Origin of the sequence: Microbispora hainanensis, assembly GCF_036186745.1 — a bacterium.
Classification (GTDB): Bacteria; Actinomycetota; Actinomycetes; order Streptosporangiales; family Streptosporangiaceae; genus Microbispora.
The window spans coordinates 3,047,708-3,068,603 of the sequence record NZ_CP108086.1 but is presented as its reverse complement, the minus strand read 5'-3'; the positions used below and the strand labels follow the sequence as shown (position 1 = coordinate 3,068,603).

The following is a 20,896-nucleotide window of genomic DNA, read 5'->3' as shown; positions in this document are numbered from 1 at the left end:
TCAGGCCGCCCCTCCGCGCTCCACGATGACGTTGTACGTCCGGCAGACCAGCTCACCCGAGGTGGTCGAGACGTCGCTGCGCAGCGTCAGGAACTCGTTGCGGCCGACGCTGCGGATCTCCGCGATGGTCGATTTGCACACCAGCTCGTCGCCCGCGTGGATGGGGCGCTCATACTCGAACCTCTGCTCACCGTGCACGACCATCGCGAAGTTGAGCCCGAGGCCGGGGTCGCCGAGCGCGTCACCGGTCCCGAGAAGGCTGAACACGATGGGGAACGTGGGCGGCGCGACGACGTCCGGGTGCCCGGCCGCCACCGCGGCCTGCCGGTCGTGGTAGATCGGGTTGGAGTCGCCGATCGCGGTGGCGAACTCGCTGATCTTCACGCGGCTGACCTCGTAGGGCGCGGACGACTCGTACGTCCGCCCGACGAAATCGCGGTTCAAAGGCATCGGGCCGGCTCCTTCGGATGGGCTGGGTAGGCCGTACCGTAACAGACCTACGCCGGCGGGCACCGGCCCGCACCGCCCCGGACACGACAAACCGGCGCCCCAGTCAGGGAACGCCGGCGTCGGAAGTGCGTGCGGTCCGTGCCGTGACCTAGCGGGTCTCGCGGTGCGCCCGGTGCGTCTTGCAGTTGGGGCAGTACTTCTTCAGCTCAAGCCGATCCGGGTCGTTGCGCCGGTTCTTCCGCGTGATGTAGTTGCGGTGCTTGCACTCCTGGCAGGCCAGCGTGATCTTCGGCCTAACGTCTGCGGCAGCCACGTGGGAGTGCCTTTCTGCGTTCGGGACTACTGGACAACCCGCACCGGGGCCCCCTTGTTCGGGTGGCCCGGCAGGGTAGTAGCGGAGGCCGGACTTGAACCGGCGACACAGCGATTATGAGCCGCTTGCTCTGCCTGACTGAGCTACTCCGCCTAGGCCGGAAATGGATCCGGCCACGCAAGGATACCCGACCTGTACGGCTATTCGCGCATCGGGATCAGCCATGATCGAGATCGGTGCTTCGGCGGGGATGAGGCATCCCCACCAAGCCGAAAGCCCCACCCCGCAGCGCTCAGTCAGAAACGCTGCTTGGATAGGACTTTCTGGCTAGAGCCCCCAAACGGAATCGAACCGTTGACCTTCTCCTTACCATGGAGACGCTCTGCCGACTGAGCTATAGGGGCGGGTCCGCCTGCCGCTCTCGCGCTGCGGACAGGTGTAACCATACACGGCCACGGCGGTGTACGCGAACTCGAATCGCCCCTCCCGCGCAGGGGCTCAGGGCGTCGGCAGCACCCCGGACAGGTCGGCCTCGGGACGCTGCCGTACGGGCACGTCGGCCGTCACGGCGTAGCGGCTGAAGTAGCCCTTGCCCTTGACCGGGATCACGCTGCTCAGCGTCACCGTGGCGGCGTACGGCGCGTCCGCGCACTCGGGCAGGCACCAGGTGCCGCTGATCTTCCCGGCGCCGGTCGCCCTCGTCGGCCCCCACGTCCGCCAGGTGACCCCGCTCATCGTGCTGAACTCCGAGAGCACGAGGTTCGCCGGCCGCTGCTCCGCCCTGCCCCGCTCGGAGTCTCGGAGGTTGAGCACGTACACCGGCGTCTCGGCCACGGAGCCCGTGGTCGCCGACCCGCAGCCGCCCACGGCGGCGCAGAGCGCGATGGCGGTGAAAGACAGTGCGACGAAAGACAGGCAGACAGGCAGACGGACAGGCAGGCGCATCGATTCCCCCTCGGCATCTGAGTGCCCAGGGGCCACCCCTGTTACGCCTGCGACCTCCGTGTGACCAGGCTATTTGACGGCCGTACGGGCGTCGCGGGTCCTGACGGGCAGCGGGATCACTTCGCAGAGGTCGGCGAGATCGACATATCGGGCGACCTCCTCGACCGAGAGACAGTCGGCGATCACCTGGCCGTTGCGCCGCACCCGCAGCACCTGCCGGTCACGGCGGTACGCGGGGACGATCTCATAACCGTCCGGTCCCACCCATCGGCTGTCCATAGGGGAACAAGCTATCGGGTTTTCCTCATGGCTACCTCCCGTCCCAGGGGAATCGGTTTAAGCGGAGTCTCAATCGACTCCAAGTGGGGAGCCGCACGATGAGCCCATGTCTGATACTCCCAACCTGCTGGGCTTCCGCATCGCGCACCGGGCGATGCGCACCGACTCCCGGCGCCTCGCCGACGTCACCGCCGAGATCGCCGCCGGCCGGCAGCCGTGCGGCCCGGAGCGCGCCGCTGCCATCCGCGACTACGCGACCAAGCTGTGCCGCGGCATCCACCACCACCACAAGACCGAGGACGACCGCCTGTGGCCGCTGCTCGTCCGCTCGGCGGGCGCCGAGATCGACCTGAGCGAGCTGAGCGAGGACCACTCCGAGCTCGACCCGCTGTTGGAGGAGATCCAGGCCGTCGCGGGCGACCCGGCCGAGCTGGCCAAGCCGCTGCGCCGGCTGGCCGACCTGCTCGACGAGCACATCCAGGAGGAGGAGCGCACGATCTTTCCGATCATCATGCGGCACGTCTCCGGCAAGGACTGGGAGGAGTTGGAGCAGCACGTCCGCAAGGGCGGCGACGTTCGCTTCGAGCTGCCCAGGATCGAGCAGCACGCGCTGCCGGAGGAACTGGCGGAGCTGCGCAGGCTGGCCGGGCCCGTCCTGGTCGTCATGCTGGCGCTGATGCGCCGCGCCCACCGTCGCCGCGAGCGGCTGATCTTCGGCTCCGCATGAGCGCTGCGTTGTCGGCTTCGCGGCGGGCGGCCTCCTCCCAATGCGGGGAGCCGGCCTGCCGGGCGACCTCGGCGGCCCGCAGATAGTGGGCCCCGGCGTCGCCGGACCGGCCCAGGAACGCCGCCAGGTCGCCGAGCGTGTGGGCGACCGGCCCGAGCGTCACCGAGCCCGAGTGCAACCCGGCCAGCTCGCCGTCGGACGGCAGCAGCAGGCGATAGCACTCCTCGGCCTCCGCCCGGTGACCGAGCGCGATCGCGTTGTCCGCACGCAGGGACAGGAACACGAGCCAGTAGTAGTCCCGGCGGGGGACGCGTGCGGAGGCCCACACCACGCGGGCCTCCTCCAGCCGGCCGGCCCCGACGAGCGCCCGCGTGTACAGCTCGCCGACGTCCTGTGGCAGGCGTTCCCACAGGGCGGCGAGCTCCTCCACCGACTCGTGGACCCGCCCCGCGGCCAGCGTGACCACGAAACGGCCGACCGTCCCCACCATCGCGCCGTTGGCGTCACCGGTGCTCGCCAGCCGCTCGCCGAGCTGCGTGTAGGCGCTCTCGGCCCGCTCGAACTCGCCCCTGACCAGCAGGTGCACGGCGTCGAGGAACGCGAGGATGCCGAGGGCCAGGCCGAGCTGGCCGCTCGTCGACAGCTCCATCGCCTTGTCGGCGTGTCGGCGCGCCGTGGCCCAGTCGTTGCGGCCCAGCGCGGCCATGAGCAGCGAGAAGTGACCGAGCGTCTGGTAGCCGAGGAGCCCGGCGGCGGCCGAGGCGGCCAGCAGCTCGTGCCCGAGCCGCTCCAGGTCGTCCCGCCGTTCCGGGGTCAGGCAGACCCAGTAGCGCCCGTTGAGCGCCATGCACCGCAGGCGTGGGTCGCCGAGGGCGTCCGCGATCGCCAGCGCCTCCGCACTGGCGGCCTCGATGCGCGCCGCGTCGTGTCCTTCGAGCGCGTGGCAGAGGGCGACGAGCATCCGGCAGCGCAGCTCGCCTGCCTCCGCGGGCAGCGCCTCCTCGATCGCCTCGACGAGGTCGGCGTCGAGCACGCGGTCGGGCTGGATGGTCCAGATGACCGGCGCGTCGAGCGAGGACACCGCCCGCGCGACCGCGCCGCGATCCTCCGTCTGGCGGGCCACCGCGAGCGCCTTCGTCCGGTTGCGCACCGCCGTGATCACGTCGCCCGCGTGCGACTGCGCGGACACCAGGCGGCACAGGAGGTCGAGGCGAAGGTCCCGACCGGCGCCGTCCGCCCCCTCGCTCACCAGGTCGAGCGCGCCCAGCGCGCCCTCCAGCAGGGCCGCCGCCTCCTTGTGCGCGTAGAGGGCGGTCGCCTGCCCGGCGGCCCGCGCCGCGTACTCGGCCGCAGTGAGGGCGGTCGCGGTCGTCGCGGCGGCGAGCGCGTGGTGCCCGAGCGCCCCCACGTCGCCGGGGCGCACCCGTTCGAGCGCCGCCAGGGCCTTGCCGTGCATCCGCGTACGGCGCAGCCGCGGGATGTCCTCGTACAGCGTCTCGCGCACGAGCACATGGGCGAACCGGACGCGGCCGGGGCGCGGCTCCTCCAGCAGGCCGGACAGCACACCCGCCTCAAGGCCGTCGAGCACGGACTCCTCGTCGGCCCCCGGCATGGCGATCAGCACGTCCGCATCGGCCTCCCGGCCGAGAACGGCGGCGTTGCGCAGCGTCGTCCGGGCCGTCGCGGGCAACCGGGCGAGACGCCGCCGGATGAGATCGCGCACGCCGGGCGGCAGCGCGTGGGCCGCCGACGGGCCGTCCACCGCGAGCAGCCGGGCCGTCTCCGTCACGAACAGCGGGTTGCCGCCGGTCCGCTCGGTGACCGTGCGCACCGTGGCCTCGTCGACCTCCGTACCGGAACGCTCCGCGAGCAGCCGGGCCACCTCGCGTTCGCCCAGGCCGCCGAGGGTGATGTTCTCCACGGCCTGCACGGCGAGCGCCGCCCTGGTGGCCGTGAGGTCATCGCCCGCCTCGGCCGGCCGGTGCGTGAGCAGGACGAGGACCGGCGTCCGCGTCAGGCGGCCGGCCAGGTGACGCAGGAGCTGGAGCGTCTCCTCGTCGGCCCGGTGCACGTCCTCCAGGACGATCAGCAGCGGTCCCGGCACACCGTCCAGATAGTCGCCGGTCGCCCGCGCCAGCCAGAACTGCCCCACGGGCGCGGCGTCGTCGGTCAGCAGTGGCGCCAGCCTGGCAGCGGTCCCGGGCTCGGGCGGGCAGGCCGCGGACAGCTCCCGCAGCACCTCGCTCCACGCCCATGCGGGCGGCACGCCGCCGGTCGTCTCGGGGCAGCGGCCGATCACGGTCTGCCAGCCGTCCGCCGACAGGCGCCGCACGAGCGCGTCGGCCAGCGTGCTCTTGCCCGAGCCCGCCTCGCCACCGAGCCAGGCGATGCGGAAACCGGCCCTGGCCCGCTCCGCCGCGGCGGCCAGCCGGGACAGCTCGGCCGTACGGCCCACCATGCGGACGGGCTCGAAATCCCCGGCGGGTGCCGGGGCGGGTGCCGGGGCGGGCACCGGGGCGGGCACGGGGTGCTGCGCCGCCGACGGGACGGGTATCGCGCGTACGGGGGTCGCGTCGAGCGACTCGGCCTGCGCGAGGATGTCCGCTTCCAGCGCGCGCAGGGCGGGCCCGGGATCGATGCCGAGCTGGTCGGCGAGCTGGTCGCGAGTCCTGCGCAGGACCGCCAGCGCCTCCCCTTGCCGCCCGGCCCGGTAGTAGGCGAGCGCGAGCAACCGCACGGCGTTCTCGCGCAGGGGGTGGGCGGTGAGGTGGCGCTCCAGCTCGGGAACGACCTCGCCGTGGCGGGCGAGCGCGAGCCCGGCCTCGGCGCGGTATTCCACCGCGACCGCCCGCAGCTCGTCCAGGTGGACCACCTCGGGGACGGCCCACTCCTCCTCGCCGAACTCCGCGTACGCCTGGCCGGTCCACAGGGCCAGCGCCTCGTCCACGACCTCCAGCGCCCGCGCGTGCCGCCCTCGGTGAGCAGGCCGGCGGCGGACTCGACCAGCCGGGGGAAGCGCCAGGCGTCCACGTCGCCGGGCTCCAGCGCCAGCCGATAACCGGGGGGAGTGGTGACCAGCACGCGGGCGGCGGCGCGGGGGGCGCGGCCCGGCTCGAGTGCCCGCCTGAGGTTGGAGACGTAGACCTGGAGCGCGCCCAGCGCGCGCGGCGGCGGCTGGCCCCTCCACAGGTCGTCCACGAACCGGTCGGTCGACACCACGTGTCCGCGGGCGCAGACCAGCCGGGCCAGCACGGCGCGCTGGAGCGACGTCCCGAGGTCCGCCGGACGCCCGTCGACCTCCGCCGTGATTCGCCCCAGAACCCGCAATCTCACCATTACGGGGCAAGCATAGGGATCAGGGTCGGTAGTGGTAATAGCCGAGCAGGTCGTCCAACACGGACACGTCGTCCATGCGGATGCGCGTCCCGGTGGCGAACGCGTTGATCATCTTTCCGCCGCCGACGTACACCCCGACGTGGTGCGTCCTGCCGGGCCTGCCGTAGAAGACCAGGTCGCCGGGTTGCGGCACCGCGACCCTGCGCAGCCGGGCGACGTGGGCGTCGGTGTTGCCGGGGCCGAGCACGTCATCGCCGAACGCCTGGTCGTACACCCAGCGGGTGAACCCCGAGCAGTCGAAGCCGCGCGTCCGGTCGGCCGGGCAGGGCCTGACCGAGCCGCTGTATCCCCGGCAGGTCCCCTTCGAGGGACCCGGCCGGGCCGCGTGTCCCCCGCCCCACGAGTACGGCAGCGCGCCCTGGGCCGCGTACGCGACGGCGACGGCCCTGGTCAGCTCCTCGTTGAGCGGCGCGGATCCCGCGGCGGCCAGTGCGACGATTCCCCCGATCAGGACCAGCCGGCGCCGCAACGTGCGCTCAACCCCCATAAACCGTGACGATAGCCACTCGATTCCGCCGGTGCCACGGAAGCTTTACGTGAGCCGATCGACGCAACGGAGGGGGATTGTTACCCTGGGTGCGGCTCGTACGGTCATCGGCGCGTCGGTCGAAACGCTTCGTCGGTCGCCCCGGACCTCCCCGTCCCGCTCACCCGGTGGTCCCCGGCGCCAAGAAGAGCGAAGGGAACCACCGTGGAGACGTGGACGGCACAACCCCCTTCCCCCACTCGCTGGTGGGTGCTCGGGCTGCGCGGAGAGCTGGATCTCCACGCGGTGCGGCGCCTGCGCGAGCCGCTACTCACCCAGATCGAGGCCCACGGCCCGTGGCTGGCCGTGGACCTCAGCGAGGTGCGGTTCATCGACACCACGGGCGTGGGGCTGCTCGTGCGCCTGGTGCACAACCTGCGTGACAGGGACGGCGATCTCGCCCTCATCGCGCCGGCCGGCCAGGTGCTGCGGATCCTCCGCTGGACGAACCTGACCCGGCTGTTCCGCGTCCTGGACACGGCCGACGCGCTGACGGACTAGCTGACGGACTAGTCGTTGGGCAGGACCTCCACCGGCACGTTGTCCCCCGGCATCGGACCGCCGTCGTCCCCTGTCGGGGGCGTCACGGACACCAGGCTCCGGCAACTGTCGCCGCAGCCGCCGAACCGCGCGCTGTCGACCGGCGTGAAGTCGGTCGGCGGCACGTTGCGCAGCGCCCGCAGCATGGTGTCCTTCCAGATCGGGCCGGGGATGCTGGCGCCGAACACCGAGCCGTAGTAACGGCCGCCGATCGTCACGTTGTTCAGCTTGTACTTCGACGTGCCACGGGGGTCGCCGAGGCTGACCGCGCCGGCGAGGTCGGGGGTGAACCCGGCGAACCAGGCGGAGGAGGAGTCGTCGTTGGTCCCGGTCTTGCCCGCCGCGTCACGCCCGATGCCGCCGACCGCCGCCATCGTGCCCTTGGTCAGGACGCCCGACAGGATGTGCGCCGCCGCGTCCGCCACCTCGGGGTCGATGGCCTGACGGCACTTGGGGCTGTAGTTGGTGGTCTTGCCGGTGCTGTCGGTGATCTGGGTGATCGCCATCGGCGCGCAGTACTTGCCGCGCGCGCCGATCGCGGCGTACGCGGTGGCGACGGTCACCGGGTCCATCTCGTTGATGCCGAGCGTGAACGTCTCGAACTCCTTGAGCGGATTGCCGTCGGCCCGGTGGATGCCCAGCGACTTGGCCGTCTTGACCACGTCGCAGAGCCCGACCCGCTGCTCCAGCATCATGAAGAACGTGTTGACCGAGTGCCAGGTGCCGGTCTGCAGGGTCAGCCAGCCCGGTGATCCCTCGTCGTTGGTGACGGTGTGGCTCGGGTCGCCGATGGGCTGGCCCGCGCAGTTCTTGAACGTCGAATAGCCCGGCGCGGTGTAGCCGGCGCCCGCGCTGAACCCGTCGTTGATCTTCATGCCCTGCTTCAGCGCGGTGAGCAGGGTGAAGGTCTTGAAGGTCGAGCCGGCCTGGAAGCCGATGCCGCCGCCGTGCGCGACGTCGGCCACGAGGTTGTAGGACACCTCGTTCCTGGTCTTGTGCGTCCCGTACGGACGGCTCGCGGCCATCGCCTTGATCGCCCCGGTGCCGGGCTGCACCAGCGCCTCGGCGGCCACGGGGTTGTCGGTCGGGTGGACCCACTTCCTGATCGCCTTGTCGGCGGCGGCCTGCATCGAGGGGTCGATCGTGGTCTTGATGGTCAGGCCGCCGCGGTTGAGGAACGCCAGGCGCTGCTTGGCCGTCTTGCCGAAGTCGGGGTTGCTGAGGATCTCGTTGCGCACGTAGACGCAGAAGTACGGATACTTGCTCGACTCACAGCCACCGGGCAGCGGGGTTCCCTTGTAGCCGAGCCGGGTCTTCTTCGCCTGGGCCGCCTGATCCTTGGTGATCTTGTTCAGCTCGGCCATCCGGTCGAGCACGACGTTGCGCCGCTTCAGCAGCCGGTCGCGGCTGGTCTTGCCCAGGTTGGGGTCGGTGGCGTTGGGGTCCTGCACGGCTCCCGCGAGCGTCGCCGCCTGCGGCAGCGTCAGGTCCTTCGCGCTGACCCCGAAGAACCGCTTGGCCGCCGCCTCGACGCCGTACGCGCCCGCGCCGAAGTAGGCGATGTTGAGGTACTTCTCCAGGATCTGGTCCTTGGAGTACTTCTCCTCCACGCCCATCGCGTAGCGCAGCTCGTTGAGCTTGCGGGCGTAGCTGGGCGCCAGCGCCTCGTTCTTCTCCTGCTCGGTCGTGGCGGCGTTGAGCAGCACCTGCTTGACGTACTGCTGGGTGATGGAGGAGCCGCCCTGGGCGACCCCGCCCGACTGCAGGTTCTTGGCCAGGGCGCGGATGGTGCCCTCGATGTCGATCGGGCCGTGCTGGTAGAACCGGTAGTCCTCGATCGAGATGATGGCCGTCTTCATGATGTCGGCGATCTGGTCAAGGGGGACGACCTCGCGATACTGCTCGTAGAACCGCGCGATCTCGTGGCCCTTCACGTCCTGCACGACCGAGACCTGCGCCAGCGGAGGCTCGGTGAGGTCGCGGGGTTTCAGGTCCACGTCCTCGACGGCCGACACCACCCCGACGCCCGCGCCTCCCACCGCCGGCAACGCGATCCCCGCGACCAACACGCCCGCCGCTGCTCCCATGGCGATCAGGCGCAACACCTTCCCCGTGGCGTTCACACGAACCTCCCCCAAATGGCTATAGACAAGGTTATGGGGCCGCAAAACAAGGTCGGCCCCATAACGCGGTGGTTCACGAGAGCCTGCCGAGGCCGCGCGCCAGCAGGGTCGCCGTCCGTGCGACGACCGAGTCCGCGGTGGCGCCGTCGGCCGCCCGGCGGTTGGTGTAGATCGCCATGATGATCGGGGCGGCGTTCCTGGCCGGCCAGATGACGGCGATGTCGTTGGCGGTGCCGTACGTCCCGCCGGTGCCGGTCTTGTCGCCGACGATCCACGTCTTCGGCAGCCCGGCGCGGATGCGCGCGTCGCCTGTCGTGTTGTCGCGCAGCCATCCGATCAGCCGGGACCGGTCCTTCGCGCCCAGCACGCCGCCGGTCGTGAGCACCCGCAGATCGCGGGCGGCGGACGCGGGCGTGGTGGTGTCGCGCCGCTCCTTGGGCGACCAGATGTTGAGGTCGGTCTCCCAGCGGTCGAGCCGGGACACCGGGTCCTTGAGCGTGCGGAAATAACGGGTGAGGCCCCGCGGCCCGCCGATCCGCTTCAGCAGCATGTTCCCGGCGGTGTTGTCGCTGTAGATGATCGCCGCCCGGCACAGCTCGGCGAGCGTCATCCCGTCCTTCACGTGCTTGCCGGTCTCCGGCGAGTTCGACTTCACCTCGTCGGCCGTCCAGTGGACGACCTTCCGCGTCAGCTCCCGGTCGGTCGTCCGGGCCAGCACCGCTCCCGCGGCAACCGCCTTGAAGGTGGACAGCAGCGGGAACCGCTCGCCCGCCCTATAACCGATCGTCTTCCCGGTCGCCGTGTCGATCGCGTACGCGCCGATGCGGCCCTTGAACGACGCCTCAAGCGCGCGCAGCGCGGCGGCCACGTCCGTCCGGGGCGCGGCGGCGGCCTGGGGTGCGGCGGGTACAGCGGCTGCGGCAGCGGGGCCCGCCGCGGGCACGGCGCCGGCCAGGAGGGCGACCGTGATCGTGGTGGTCTTCAGTGCGACCGGCAGTCTCCAAATCATGACATGTCCTTGCTCTCATGCGTCACAGGGGCGTTAGACGCAGGAGCCAAGCAAAGTGTTCGGAACATGTCCAATATTCATATGGACCACCGACCGATATGCGTTCTCGTATAAAAGCAGCTCACAACGGCGGGGCGAACGCGCGGCCGGTAGCGACGAGATCGTCGACGGCCCGTACGGCGGCGGCCAGCCGCTCCTCGGGCGGCCCGGAGACGACCACGTGCGGCAGCCCGCGCCCGGCCAGCTCCGCGCGCAGCCGGCGGTCCATGCCGTGCCGCACGTGCTCGCCGTCGCGCCAGCCGTCCTGCTCGAACGGCACGCCGTCCACGGACGTGTGGATCCACAGGTCGTGCCGGGCCCGTTCGTGGACGCGCAGGACCTCCGAGCTCACCGTGCCGAGATAGCGCTCGTGCCACAGCGCGGTGGCGAGCGCGTCGGTGTCGCAGAACAGCACAGGAGACCCGGTCCGCGCCGCCGCGTCCTCCCAGTCGAGCTGCCGGTGGGCGATCAGCGTGAACTCCTCCGGCCGCCACTCCAGGTCGTCGAGCCACGGCTCCGGCGCTCCCGCCGCCTTGGCCGTACGGCGGGCCAGGGCGAGCTTCTCCTCGCAGTAGGTCCTGCCGTATTCGGGCACCCACCGGGTCGCGGCCCAGACGCCGCCGCGTGCCGCGTAGTGGGCGGCCAGCGCGCGGGCGAGCGTGGTGGTGCCGGTCGACTCGGCCCCGGTGACGACCACCCGCCGGGCGAGATAGGCGCGTACGGCGGGGCTCAGCCAGGGCCACGCGGACACCGGGTCGTCGCGGACCATCGTCCCGCTGACCGGATAGCGGACCCGGCCCGGATCGACCGCCACGTGCGCGCCGCCGAACCTGCGGGCCAGCTCGGGCCCGTACGTCTCGGAGGAGAAGACGGCGTCGACATCGGGCGCGAGGCCGCCGTGGGCCGACTCCAGCGCGTGCCGGAAGACCTCGACGTGCGCGGCCCAGATCTCCGGGTCGTCGTAGTCGATCTCTATGTCGTCCACGACCGGCGCCACCACCACGTGGGGCTGCGGGTGGGCCTCGCGCAGCCACGCCGTACGCAAGGCGAGCGGGATGCTCTCCACGCTGCTGGCGGCGACGACCACCGTGACCAGCGCGCACCGCTCGGCGGCGGTGTCGACCAGGTGGTGGTGACCGGCGTGGGGCGGGTAGAACTTGCCGATCACCAGCCCGTGCGCGTATCGCGCGCTCATCGCGTCACCACCGGAGCGGCGGCGGGCCGGGCGGCCTCGTCGCGCCGCCACGCGAGCAGCCCGGCCACGCACAGCGCGAGGAACAGCACGTAGAGCACGCTGGTGAGGTAGAGCTCCTTGTAGGCGTAAAGCGGGATGTAGACCAGGTCGACCGTGATCCACAGCCACCACGACTCCACCCGCTTGCGGCACTGGCCGTAGGTCGCCATCAGCGACAGCGCGGTCGTCAGGGCGTCCCAGAACGGCACGGCCGAGTTGGTCCAGGTCGTGAGTGCGGCGGTGAGCAGCGCCGTCGCCGCCGCGCCCGCGAGCACGAGCCATCCCCACTCCGCGCGGCCTGTCCTGGTGACGGTGAGCGTGGTCCGCCCGGCCCCGCCGTACAGCCACTGCCACCAGCCGTACAGGCCGAGGAGCACGTAGACGATCTGCAGGGCCGCGTCGGCGTACAGGCCCACGGCCAGGAAGACGAGACCGAGCAGGACGACGTTCGCGACGCCGATCGGCCAGTTCCACACGTGCTGGCGGACCACCAGCCAGACGGTGAGCGCTCCCGTCGCGAAGCCGAGCAGCTCGGCCCAGCTCGTCGAAACGCCGCCAAGGGTGATCGCGGGCTCCAGGAGGGGCCCAAGCAGATCGGTCAGCGCCACCGCGACCTCCTTAATCGTCACTGTGACGATAACAAGGGATCGTGATCAGGGATAGAGCGGTGGATCATCCGGCGCGCGCGGCGGACGCCCGGCAGCGGGTGCTCCACGACCTGCTCCAGCGATGAGCGGGCTCTTCCCGATCGTGCCGACCAGCACCACCTCACCGGTCTCCGGCACGGTGTCGGTGAAAACCGCGGGCCTCACCCCGGTGACCCGCTCCACGTCGGCCCGCAGGTCGCCCCCGACCCGCGTGACACCGGGGAAGTCGCTCGCGCTGACGACGATCGGAGCCGCCCTGCCCTGGGCCACGAGAGGAAACCGGCCGGCGCCCGGTGTGAAGACGATGCAGGAGTCGGTGCGCACGAGTAAAGGGATGTGAACTTTGCCCGCAGAAGTGGTCAATGGCTATTTCGCGCGGATCGAATCAATTGCGTAACCGACGGCCGCGCCCACCGCGTACCAGAACAGGTCGGGCGCGTTGAACGTCGTGCCGAGCACCAACCGCGCCAGCGTGCTGTGCGCCGACAGCTCGGCCGGCACTCCGGTGAGCTGGGCGAACTCCACCAGCCAGCTCACCCCGAGCGCCACGGCCGCCACCACGAGCGGCCGGGCGCGCGGCACGGCCACGACGACCAGCGCGTACACGAGGAGGGTGTAGAGGAGATCGCCCGCGTACTTGGCGACCGCGCCGGGCAGCAGCGCCCGGATCGCCAGACCGGCGGCCACGACGACCACGGCGGCGGCCAGAGCGGCGATTCTGCGCTTCGGCATCCCGGCACCCTATCGAGAACCCGACATTCCACGATCATCAGGGCATCCAGGTGTCGCCGCCGATACGCCCCCAGCCTTGAGCGTGAAGGTAATAATGCTCGTGAGCTGCGGAGATCAGCTCTTACGTCGTTGCCTCGCCTCCTGGATTATGAGGAGGCCGATCGGAAGGATCATGCCGAGCACATAGTCTTTCCAGTCGAAACGGCCGACGCCGGCCTCAGTCGGCGAGGGCGATCTGGGCGCGTACGGCGGGGCTGAGCCCGGCCAGCAGACGGGCGGCACGGCCGTCCGTGGTCGCCCGGAGCAGGCCCGCGGTGACCGGCGGCGGCACATACTCCAGCACCTGCCTGGAGACCCCGCAGGAGAGCTTCTCCCCTCCGCCCATGGCCGTGGTCGTCCAGGCGCCGGACGACCAGCGGTACGCCGCCGAGGCATTCGCCGAGAGGCTCCGCCGCGACGGCTATGCCCCCGCCGTCGTGCCGATCGACCCCACGACCGTCACGCCGCCCGTAGGCAAGCCGGCCGTGACCATCGCGTACGACCTCGACGTCCTCGAGTCGGTCAGCGGCGGCCGGTACTCCGGCAAGGACGTACGGGAGGACCTGCGGCAACAGGGCCTCAGCGAGCTGGCGGACCTCGGGGTGGAGAGCAGCGACGTCCTGCTCGTCAGGGACGGCGTCAAGCCGCAGCGGAGCCGAAAAGCGGATCCTCCGTGCTGTGGATCCTCTTCATCGTGGTGATCGTCCTCGCCTTCGTGGCGGTGGTGCTGTTGATGTGGCGGCCGGCCCGGTTCGACGGCCCGATCAGCCGCCACCGCGGACGACCGTGAGGAGCGGACCGTCATGTGATCGACCTGCGGAAACGGCCCACGGCCGGAGGCCGTGGGCCGTGGCTCGGCGAGCCCCTGCACATGCGTGGTCATGGTGCGGTGGCGAGGCGGCTGACCTGCAAGCTCGGCCACATGCCCACGGTGCTCGGCGAGCACTCCGACGGCATCGCCCTCGTGCCCGGGGTCACCGCCTCCACCTCGCTGGGTGAATCCCCCTGGGAATGTTGTGAGTCCTCGGTGCTTTCTCAGAGATCGAGCGCGAGCGTGGCGAGGTGGCGGGCGATCCCGGCGGTGTCGGTGTTCATCACGTTGCTGAGCACGACCACCTGGATGTCGTCGGCGGGCAGATACATGTTGCTCGCCGTGTAGCCCATGAACAGACCCGGGTGATACCGGAGCGGGTGCCCCTGCAGCCGGTCGACGAGCCATCCGAAGGCGTACGCGGTCGACGGCAGGTTGAGGCAGCCGGTGGAGGGGCACTTCGCCTGCGGCGTGAACGCCAGCTTGACCGTGGCGGGCGGCGCGACCGTGAACGAGCCGAACGCCCGGTCCCAGCGGGCGATGTCGTCGACGGTGGTGTAGAGACCGGTCGCGGAGAACAGTTCCGAGCCGTTGAGGGGCGCGGCCGGCTTCCCGTGCAACAAGTAGCCCTTCGCGAACCCGCGCGGCGGATATGTCGGGCTGTAACCGGTGTGCCGGAGGTTCAGCGGCTCGGTGATCAGCTTGCGCAGCACGACCCCGTACGGCTGGTGCGTCACCGCCTGGATGATCGCGCCGGCCAGGACGTAGCCGGAGTTGGTGTACTTCCAGCTGGTGCCGGGCTTGAAGTCCAGCGGCAGGTTCACGAACTGCTGGATGAGTTTCCGGGGCGTGGTCGGTCGCGAGACATTGGCGAGGTAGCCGGGCAGGTTCTCGATGTTGGGGATGCCCGAGGTGTGCGTGACCGTCATACGGACCGTGATCGGACGCCACGCCGCCGGGCAGGCCTTGATGTAACGCGGCACGAGATAGGGACAGATCGGGTCGTCCAGCTTGAGCAGCCCGCGGTCCTGCAGCTTCAGCACGAGCATCGAGGTGAACTGCTTGGTGATCGACATGACCCGATAGACCGTGTCGGGCCGGTTGGGGATGTGCCTTTCCTCGTCCGCCTCGCCCGCGGCGAAGCGTGCCAGCACCTGCCCACGCCGTACGACCAGCGCCGAGCCGGTGAACTGGTCTTTTGCGGCCAGATCCTTCAGATACGCCAGCATCGCCGCACTGGCGGCGGCACCGGTCCCGTCCCTGGTGGGATCGTCCTCCGGCCCCGACGGCCCGCCCTCGGGCGTGCTTCCGGATTGGTCCGAATTCTGGACGGGCCGGTTCGTGATGTCCGACAGGCTGTTCTGGTCGCTGACGGAGTTCGCCGTCGCGTCCGTTTTCTGCCAGTTGTACGGCAGAGCCCGGGAATCCGTGGCGCCCTTCTGCATCGGCGTGAGGGCGAGCGTGAGATCGCGGAGCATGTTCTGCTTCTGGCGCTCGCTTTCGTTCCCCGACTGCCGCTGCTTGTTCCGTTGGGCATTGTGCCCGCGCCCGTGCGCCCGGCCACGATCGCGATCGGACGGATGATCGGAATCGACGCCGGTCACGACGGTTTCGCCGCCGGACGCGGCGACGGCGGGAGCGCCCACAGGCATGGCCCCACCGACCAGCGCGGTCCCGAGCATCAAAAAGCCGACAGCATTAGGACACTTGGGCATTTTCTCCCCCGCGAAATGTACCACTGTCCTCAATTCAGACATTTCCCGAATTGATGGAATCCGAGAATGTCCGGCGGACCATTATTTTCGAGGGGGCTGTTTTCCGTTCATCGGCGCCGCAAACGCCGAATGGCGCGGTTTTCCTTTTCCGTTAGAACCTCAATGCGCGGGCTCCGCACGCCAGCCGTGAACCAGCAGGTCGAAAACGGTCTCCACGGCCGCACGCGGGTCGTCCCGGCCTCGCACCAGGGTCGGGATTTCCACGACGAACCGCGCGAGAGCCGCACATTCGAGGTCATCCGCCTCGCGCCCGAGCTCCTCCGCGATCACGGTGCCGAGGGCGGCCGCGTGCCGCATCCACATGCGTTCCGCGTACTCCCGGAGCGCGGGCGTCCGGTCCACCAGCGCGTGGAGCTCGTGCAGACGAGGATCCGACACGACCCGCACCCAGGACTCCAGCGCGTGGGCGCGGAGCGCCTCGATCACACTCTGTCCCTCGGGCCGTTCGCGGACGGCGGCGGTCAGCGCCGCCTCGACCTCCTCCTCACGGTCGAAGACCAGCGCCTCCTTGCCCGGGAAGTGCGCGAACAGGGTCGTCGTCGACACGTCGGCCCTTTCTGCGACGTCGCGGACGCTCACGCGTTCGAAACCGTGCTCCAGGAAGAGCTCCAGGGCGGCGTCGGCGATGGCCTGCCTCGTCGCGGCCTTCTTGCGCTCGCGACGGCCACTGGCCGGAGAGTCGGGCATGGCGTCACCCTACTCCACAACTGGACTGAGACAGAAACTGTAACGGTTGCACTTTTGGACTCGTTTCTGCTTTGGTGGTCCCCGCAGGGGTCCCGCCTCGCCCCCGAGGCACCGGTCGTCGCCGTAGGTCGCCGTACGGCGGTGTCACCGGGCACCCCGCCGACGACGAAAGGGATCGACCATGAAATCTCCGGCACCCGCGAACGCGCGGATCAGCATCATCGGCGCCGGCCCCGGGGGCCTCACCTGCGCCCGCATCCTGCAGCGGCACGGCATCGCGGTGACCGTCTGGGACCGGGATCCGGACGCGGACGCCCGCGACCAGGGCGGCTCGCTCGACCTGCACGAGGAGGACGGCCAGCTCGCCCTGCGTGAAGCGGGCCTGCTCGAGGAGTTCTTCGCGCTCGCCAGGTTCGAGGGGCAGGAGATGCGCCGCCTCGATCCGGCGGGACGCGTCCTCGCCCACCATCTGCCGGCCGAGGGCGAGATGATCAGCCCCGAGATCGACCGCGGGCAGCTTCGCGATCTCCTGCTCCGCTCACTCGCCCCGGGGACGGTCCGGTGGGGACGCACCCTCGAATCGGTGAGCGGGCCGATCGGCGGGCCGCGAACCCTGACGTTCGCCGACGGGACGGCGGTCGAGGCGGATCTCGTCATCGGCGCGGACGGCGCCTTCTCCCGCGTCCGCGCCGCGGTGTCGCCCGCGACCCCGCGCTACACCGGGGTCGGTTTCCTGGAGGCGTGGTTCGACGACATGGACAGCGCACGCCCCGAGCTCGCCGAACTCGTCGGGAGGGGCAGCGCCCACGCCGCAGACGGGGACCGCGGCCTCTTCGCACAGCGCAACAGCGGCGGCCACATGCGGGTCTACATCATGCGGCGCGTCCCCCTGGACTGGATCGCGGCGAACGGGCTCCGCCCCGAGGACACCGAGGGAATCCGCGCGCTGCTGCTTCGCGAGTTCGCCGCCTGGTCGCCACGGCTGCTCCGGATGATCACCGACAACGACGGCCCGTACGTCGACCGTCCGATCTTCGCCCTGCCGGTGCCGCACACCTGGGAGCACTCGCCCAGCGTGACGCTCCTCGGCGACGCCGCGCACCTCATGCCGCCGTTGGGCGTCGGCGTCAACCTCGCCATGCTCGACGCCGCCGAACTCGCGCTCGCGCTGGTCGGCTCCGCCACCGTCGGCGACGCCGTACGCGGCTACGAGAAGACGATGCTGCCGCGCTCGGCCGAGACGGCCAGGCTGCTCGAACCCGGCGCCGAGTTCCTGCTGGCCGTGCCCGACCCCGGCGAGCATGTCAGGCTGGGTGGTCCCGGCTCCATGTGAGAAGGAGCGTGGCCTGGCGCGGAAGGATCGGCAGCATGCCTGACGGATGGGAGTGGGACAGCACCCTGTTTCAGGGATGCGCGTCCTACTACGAGCGCGGCCGGCTGCCGTACGCTCCGGGGCTCGCCGAAACGCTGGCCGCGGCGCTGGGCCTGGACGGGCGGGGCCGGCTCCTCGACGTCGGCTGCGGGCCGGGCACGGTGATCCTCGCTCTGGCGCGGTTCTTCGCCGAGGTGATCGGCGTCGACCCGGACGAGGACATGCTGGCCGAGGCCGCGCGGCAGGCCGGGCGTCGCGGGGTGACCAACGCGCGCTGGGTGGCCGCCCGCGCCGAGGACCTCCCGGCGGGTCTGGGCACGTTCCGGGTCGTGGTGTTCGCCCAGTCATTCCACTGGACCGATCGCGACCGCGTCGCCGCGACCGTGCGGGACATGCTGGAGCCGGGAGGCGCGTTCGTCCACATCAGCGATTTCAAGAACGCCCCCGCCGACCCGGCGCCGGTGCCGCTGCCCGCTCCCCCGTACGCGGAGATCGGCGAGCTGGTGCGCCGATATCTGGGGCCGGTGCGCCGTGCGGGGCAGGGGACGCTCGTCAACGGCACCCCGGATCGCGAGGACCTCGTGCTGGCACGGGCCGGGTTCGAGGGCTTCGAACGCCATGTCGTGCCGGCCGGAGCGGTGGCCGACCGCACCGCGGACGACGTCGTGGCGTGGGTGTTCTCCCAGTCAGGCTCGGCCCCTCACCTGTTCGGAGACAGGCTGACGGACTTCGAGCGGGACCTGCGCGCGGTGCTGCGGCGGACGTCACCCGACGGCCACTTCGCGGAGCGCCTTCCGGCGACCGAGATCATGGTCTGGCACAAGCCGCATGGAGTGCGATGACTCGTGTTCCGCACCCTGACCACGCCGCTCGACCGGCTGCCGCGCCGCACCGTGCTCCAGCGCGTGGTCGCCGACCACCTGAATGCCGGCCGCCACTGGCACTGGCGCCGCGGCCGCTTCCCCATCTAGAGGCGCACCACCCCAGGTTCCGTCTCCCGGGCGGGCGCGCGTAGCCGCGTCGCGAGTTCGCCGGTGGCGCGGGTCGCGTGCTGGTGCATGCCGGGGCCGAAGGTGATGCGTGTCGCGCCCAGCCGGGCCAGGCCGGTGATGGAATCGATCCCCGGCTGGGCTGCCATGTTGATGGGGCCCTCGATGCCCTCCCGCAGTACGGGCAGCACCTCGGGCGGCGCCAGAAGGGGATAGATGCAGTCGGCGCCGGCCGCCAGATACAGGCGGGCCCGTGTCAGGGCGTCGGCCGGATCGCCGGAACCGAACAGGAAAGTGTCGACGCGCGCGTTGATGAAAAGCGCGTCACCTGCGTGTGCGCGGACATCGGCCAGCCAGTCCGCGTGCCGGTGTGGGTCTTTGAGCGTGGCGTTCTCGGAGTCCTCCAGGTTGCAGCCGACGACGCCGGCCTCCAGGAGGCGCCCGACCAGTTCTCCGGGGGCGAGTCCGTAGCCGTCCTCGACGTCGGCGGATACGGGGACGGTGACCCCCCGGGCTATACGCGCTATCGCGTCGAACATTTCCTCCGGCGGGGTCGAGCCGTCCGCGTAACCGAGGGAGGCGGCGATCCCGGCGCTCGGTATGGCGAGCGCGGGAAAGCCGGCGTTGGCGAAGACGCGGGCACTGGCCACGTCCCAGGGTCCGGGCAGGACGAGCGGGTCGCCGGGGGCGCGCCCGTGGTGCAGGGCGCGGAAGGTGTGAGCGGTCATCTTCATCGATGTCCGGGATGGCACATGCATGCCCGCAACACTAGGCATCAAATGGCCCTGGGGTATGGTCCATTGTTATGACAGATTCCCGGGCCAATTCGGCGGCTGCCGCGCCTTCCACCTTCGGCGCCGACCTGCATCTGGAACTGTCCGGGCCTGGGCTGCGGGCCGGGCTCACAGACGCTCTGCGCGAGGCCGTACGCACGGGACGCCTGGCGCCCGGCACTCGGCTGCCGTCGTCCCGTTCGCTTGCCGCCGATCTCGGCATCGCCCGTAACACGGTGGCCGACTCCTATGCCGAACTGGTCGCCGAGGGCTGGCTCACCGCCCGGCAGGGCTCCGGAACCCGGGTGGCCGAACGGTCCGAGCCGCACAGGACGGCACCCTCCGCCCCCCGGACGCGACGGGCCCGTCCCCGTCCCACCTTCGGCCTGCTGCCGGGCGCGCCGGACCTCGCGACGTTTCCTCGCACGCAGTGGCTCGCCGCTGCCCGCCGCGCTCTGACCGCGGCTCCACACGACGCCTTCGGCTACGGCGACGCACGTGGCCGGGCGGAACTGCGCGCCGCCCTGGCGGACTATCTGGCGCGGGCCCGCGGGGTGTACGCCGCGCCGGAGCGGATCGTCGTCTGTTCCGGTTTCCACCATGGCCTGACGCTGATGGCGCAGGTGCTCCGGGCCCGGCGGGTTCGGGCCGTAGCCGTCGAGTCGTACGGACTTCACATCTATCGCGACCTGCTGAGCGACGCCGGCCTGCGCATCCCGCCCCTCTACGTCGACGAACACGGCGCCCGCACCGACGATCTGGCGCGGTTGAACGGGGCCGGCGCAGCACTGCTGACACCGGCGCATCAGTACCCGACAGGGGTCGCGCTGAGCCCGGCCCGGCGCACGGCGGCCGTCGACTGGGCGCGTGCCACCGGCGGGCTGATTTTGGAGGACGACTACGACGGAGAGTTCAGGTACGACCGTCAGCCGGTGGGTGCTCTGCAGGGCCTCGATCCAGAACGGGTGGTGTACTTCGGCACGGCGAGCAAGTCACTGGCTCCGGGACTGCGGCTCGCCTGGATGGTGCTGCCCGAGGAACTGGTCCCGGAGATCGTGGCGGCCAAGGGGCACATCGACTACATGTCCAGCGCGTTGGAACAGCTGACGCTCGCGGAGTTCATCACGTCGGGCGCGTACGACCGCCATGTGCGCTCGATGCGGCTGCGCTACCGGCGTCGCCGCGACCAACTGGTCGCGGCCCTGGCGCAGCGCGCCCCCGGCGTCCGCGTGACCGGCTTGGCCGCCGGGTTGCAGGTGGTCCTGGAACTCCCGCATGGAACCGAGCGCTCGGTCGTCCAGGCGGCGGCCCGGAAGGGTCTGGCGGTCAGCGGGATGGCGCCGTTCCGCCACGACGCGGCGGGCTCCGGCCGGCGGTTGCCCGAGCGGGACGCGCTGGTGGTCAACTACGCGGCCCCCTCGGACAGCGCGTGGGCGGGCGCGCTGGACGCACTCTGCCAGGTGCTGCCGTAGCCGGCCGACAGGCCCGCC

The 20,896-nt window shown here is 71.0% G+C and carries 23 protein-coding genes, 2 tRNA genes and 1 pseudogene; 7 read left to right on the top strand and 19 right to left on the bottom strand.

Translation table 11 applies throughout. The features are described from left to right. The 6 genes from OHB01_RS14500 to OHB01_RS14475 all read right to left on the bottom strand — a co-directional run bounded on the left by OHB01_RS14500 (position 1) and on the right by OHB01_RS14475 (position 1,987). On the bottom strand, positions 1-450 hold the full coding sequence (locus tag OHB01_RS14500; RefSeq protein ID WP_142651308.1) for a MaoC family dehydratase N-terminal domain-containing protein: 450 nt from the start codon (positions 448-450) through the stop codon (positions 1-3). Between the two features lie 148 nt (positions 451-598). Next, complete coding sequence (rpmG, locus tag OHB01_RS14495) at positions 599-763, bottom strand: 50S ribosomal protein L33 (RefSeq protein ID WP_030510782.1); 165 nt, start codon at positions 761-763, stop codon at positions 599-601. A 79-nt stretch (positions 764-842) separates the two neighbouring features. After that, positions 843-916: transfer RNA gene (locus OHB01_RS14490), tRNA-Met, on the bottom strand. A gap of 178 nt (positions 917-1,094) precedes the next feature. Then, positions 1,095-1,167 (bottom strand) — tRNA-Thr (locus OHB01_RS14485). 94 nt (positions 1,168-1,261) lie between these two features. Continuing rightward, positions 1,262-1,708 carry a hypothetical protein gene (locus OHB01_RS14480; protein WP_142651309.1) on the bottom strand — a complete coding sequence of 149 codons (447 nt, stop codon included), beginning with the start codon at positions 1,706-1,708 and terminating at the stop codon, positions 1,262-1,264. 69 nt (positions 1,709-1,777) lie between these two features. Beyond that, positions 1,778-1,987, bottom strand: a complete 210-nt coding sequence (locus tag OHB01_RS14475) for a transposase (protein ID WP_142651310.1) — start codon at positions 1,985-1,987, stop codon at positions 1,778-1,780. A 106-nt stretch (positions 1,988-2,093) separates the two neighbouring features. Between OHB01_RS14475 and OHB01_RS14470 the strand changes: the two genes are divergently transcribed. After that, on the top strand, positions 2,094-2,714 hold the full coding sequence (locus OHB01_RS14470; protein WP_328708466.1) for a hemerythrin domain-containing protein: 621 nt from the start codon (positions 2,094-2,096) through the stop codon (positions 2,712-2,714). Here OHB01_RS14470 and OHB01_RS14465 read toward each other — a convergent pair. The 3 genes and pseudogenes from OHB01_RS14465 to OHB01_RS14455 form a co-directional block, all read right to left on the bottom strand. Continuing rightward, entirely contained in the window at positions 2,650-5,661 is a 3,012-nt protein-coding gene (locus OHB01_RS14465; protein WP_328855516.1) for an ATP-binding protein, read from the bottom strand. The genes OHB01_RS14470 and OHB01_RS14465 overlap by 65 nt on opposite strands. A 161-nt stretch (positions 5,662-5,822) precedes the next feature. Next, a pseudogene (locus OHB01_RS14460) lies at positions 5,823-6,050 on the bottom strand (AfsR/SARP family transcriptional regulator); the annotation flags it as partial. A gap of 19 nt (positions 6,051-6,069) precedes the next feature. Further along, a complete protein-coding gene (locus OHB01_RS14455) occupies positions 6,070-6,597 on the bottom strand; it encodes a C40 family peptidase (RefSeq protein ID WP_328855515.1) in 528 nt (175 codons plus the stop codon). A 204-nt stretch (positions 6,598-6,801) separates the two neighbouring features. Here OHB01_RS14455 and OHB01_RS14450 point away from each other — a divergent pair, with 204 nt between their 5' ends. Beyond that, complete coding sequence (locus OHB01_RS14450; protein WP_168066478.1) at positions 6,802-7,137, top strand: STAS domain-containing protein; 336 nt, start codon at positions 6,802-6,804, stop codon at positions 7,135-7,137. An 8-nt stretch (positions 7,138-7,145) separates the two neighbouring features. Here the strand turns inward: OHB01_RS14450 and OHB01_RS14445 are convergent, their stop codons facing one another. The 7 genes from OHB01_RS14445 to OHB01_RS14415 all read right to left on the bottom strand — a co-directional run bounded on the left by OHB01_RS14445 (position 7,146) and on the right by OHB01_RS14415 (position 13,345). After that, complete coding sequence (locus OHB01_RS14445; RefSeq protein WP_260617502.1) at positions 7,146-9,299, bottom strand: transglycosylase domain-containing protein; 2,154 nt, start codon at positions 9,297-9,299, stop codon at positions 7,146-7,148. A 73-nt stretch (positions 9,300-9,372) separates the two neighbouring features. Beyond that, entirely contained in the window at positions 9,373-10,308 is a 936-nt protein-coding gene (bla, locus tag OHB01_RS14440) for a class A beta-lactamase (protein ID WP_328855514.1), read from the bottom strand. Positions 10,309-10,429: 121 nt separating this feature from the next. Continuing rightward, a complete protein-coding gene (locus OHB01_RS14435) occupies positions 10,430-11,542 on the bottom strand; it encodes an AAA family ATPase (protein WP_147942703.1) in 1,113 nt (370 codons plus the stop codon). After that, positions 11,539-12,189 (bottom strand): nicotinamide riboside transporter PnuC, encoded by a 651-nt coding sequence (gene pnuC / locus OHB01_RS14430; protein WP_147942728.1) that lies wholly within the window; start codon positions 12,187-12,189, stop codon positions 11,539-11,541. The genes OHB01_RS14435 and pnuC overlap by 4 nt, the downstream gene beginning before the upstream one ends. 45 nt (positions 12,190-12,234) lie before the next feature. Next, a complete protein-coding gene (locus OHB01_RS14425; protein WP_185949079.1) occupies positions 12,235-12,552 on the bottom strand; it encodes a hypothetical protein in 318 nt (105 codons plus the stop codon). Positions 12,553-12,594: 42 nt separating this feature from the next. Then, positions 12,595-12,960 (bottom strand): DUF2809 domain-containing protein, encoded by a 366-nt coding sequence (locus OHB01_RS14420; protein ID WP_142651317.1) that lies wholly within the window; start codon positions 12,958-12,960, stop codon positions 12,595-12,597. 217 nt (positions 12,961-13,177) lie between these two features. After that, complete coding sequence (locus OHB01_RS14415; RefSeq protein ID WP_168066480.1) at positions 13,178-13,345, bottom strand: hypothetical protein; 168 nt, start codon at positions 13,343-13,345, stop codon at positions 13,178-13,180. Between OHB01_RS14415 and OHB01_RS14410 the strand changes: the two genes are divergently transcribed. Beyond that, positions 13,344-13,700: a hypothetical protein gene (locus OHB01_RS14410; protein WP_328855513.1), complete on the top strand. Its 357-nt coding sequence runs from the start codon at positions 13,344-13,346 to the stop codon at positions 13,698-13,700. The two genes, OHB01_RS14415 and OHB01_RS14410, sit on opposite strands and share 2 nt — an antisense overlap. Positions 13,701-14,034: 334 nt before the next feature. Here OHB01_RS14410 and OHB01_RS14405 read toward each other — a convergent pair whose 3' ends face one another. Then, positions 14,035-15,567, bottom strand: a complete 1,533-nt coding sequence (locus tag OHB01_RS14405; protein WP_147942702.1) for a serine hydrolase domain-containing protein — start codon at positions 15,565-15,567, stop codon at positions 14,035-14,037. Between the two features lie 117 nt (positions 15,568-15,684). Beyond that, positions 15,685-16,272: a TetR/AcrR family transcriptional regulator gene (locus OHB01_RS14400; protein ID WP_142651320.1), complete on the bottom strand. Its 588-nt coding sequence runs from the start codon at positions 16,270-16,272 to the stop codon at positions 15,685-15,687. 181 nt (positions 16,273-16,453) lie between these two features. Between OHB01_RS14400 and OHB01_RS14395 the strand changes: the two genes are divergently transcribed. The 3 genes from OHB01_RS14395 to OHB01_RS14385 are packed head-to-tail and all read left to right on the top strand — an operon-like array spanning position 16,454 to position 18,615. Next, the gene (locus OHB01_RS14395; protein WP_147942700.1) at positions 16,454-17,605 is read left to right on the top strand and encodes an FAD-dependent oxidoreductase; all 1,152 of its coding nucleotides are present in this window, start codon (positions 16,454-16,456) and stop codon (positions 17,603-17,605) included. Positions 17,606-17,640: 35 nt separating this feature from the next. Continuing rightward, positions 17,641-18,486 carry a class I SAM-dependent methyltransferase gene (locus OHB01_RS14390; protein WP_142651322.1) on the top strand — a complete coding sequence of 282 codons (846 nt, stop codon included), beginning with the start codon at positions 17,641-17,643 and terminating at the stop codon, positions 18,484-18,486. A gap of 3 nt (positions 18,487-18,489) precedes the next feature. Beyond that, positions 18,490-18,615, top strand: a complete 126-nt coding sequence (locus OHB01_RS14385) for a hypothetical protein (protein ID WP_205831016.1) — start codon at positions 18,490-18,492, stop codon at positions 18,613-18,615. Here the strand turns inward: OHB01_RS14385 and OHB01_RS14380 are convergent. After that, the gene (locus OHB01_RS14380) at positions 18,612-19,361 is read right to left on the bottom strand and encodes an isocitrate lyase/PEP mutase family protein (RefSeq protein WP_147942699.1); all 750 of its coding nucleotides are present in this window, start codon (positions 19,359-19,361) and stop codon (positions 18,612-18,614) included. The genes OHB01_RS14385 and OHB01_RS14380 overlap by 4 nt on opposite strands. A 77-nt stretch (positions 19,362-19,438) precedes the next feature. On the opposite strand from OHB01_RS14380, the gene OHB01_RS14375 reads away from it, so the two are divergent. Further along, complete coding sequence (locus OHB01_RS14375) at positions 19,439-20,878, top strand: PLP-dependent aminotransferase family protein (RefSeq protein WP_147942698.1); 1,440 nt, start codon at positions 19,439-19,441, stop codon at positions 20,876-20,878. The last annotated feature ends 18 nt before the right edge of the window (positions 20,879-20,896 follow it).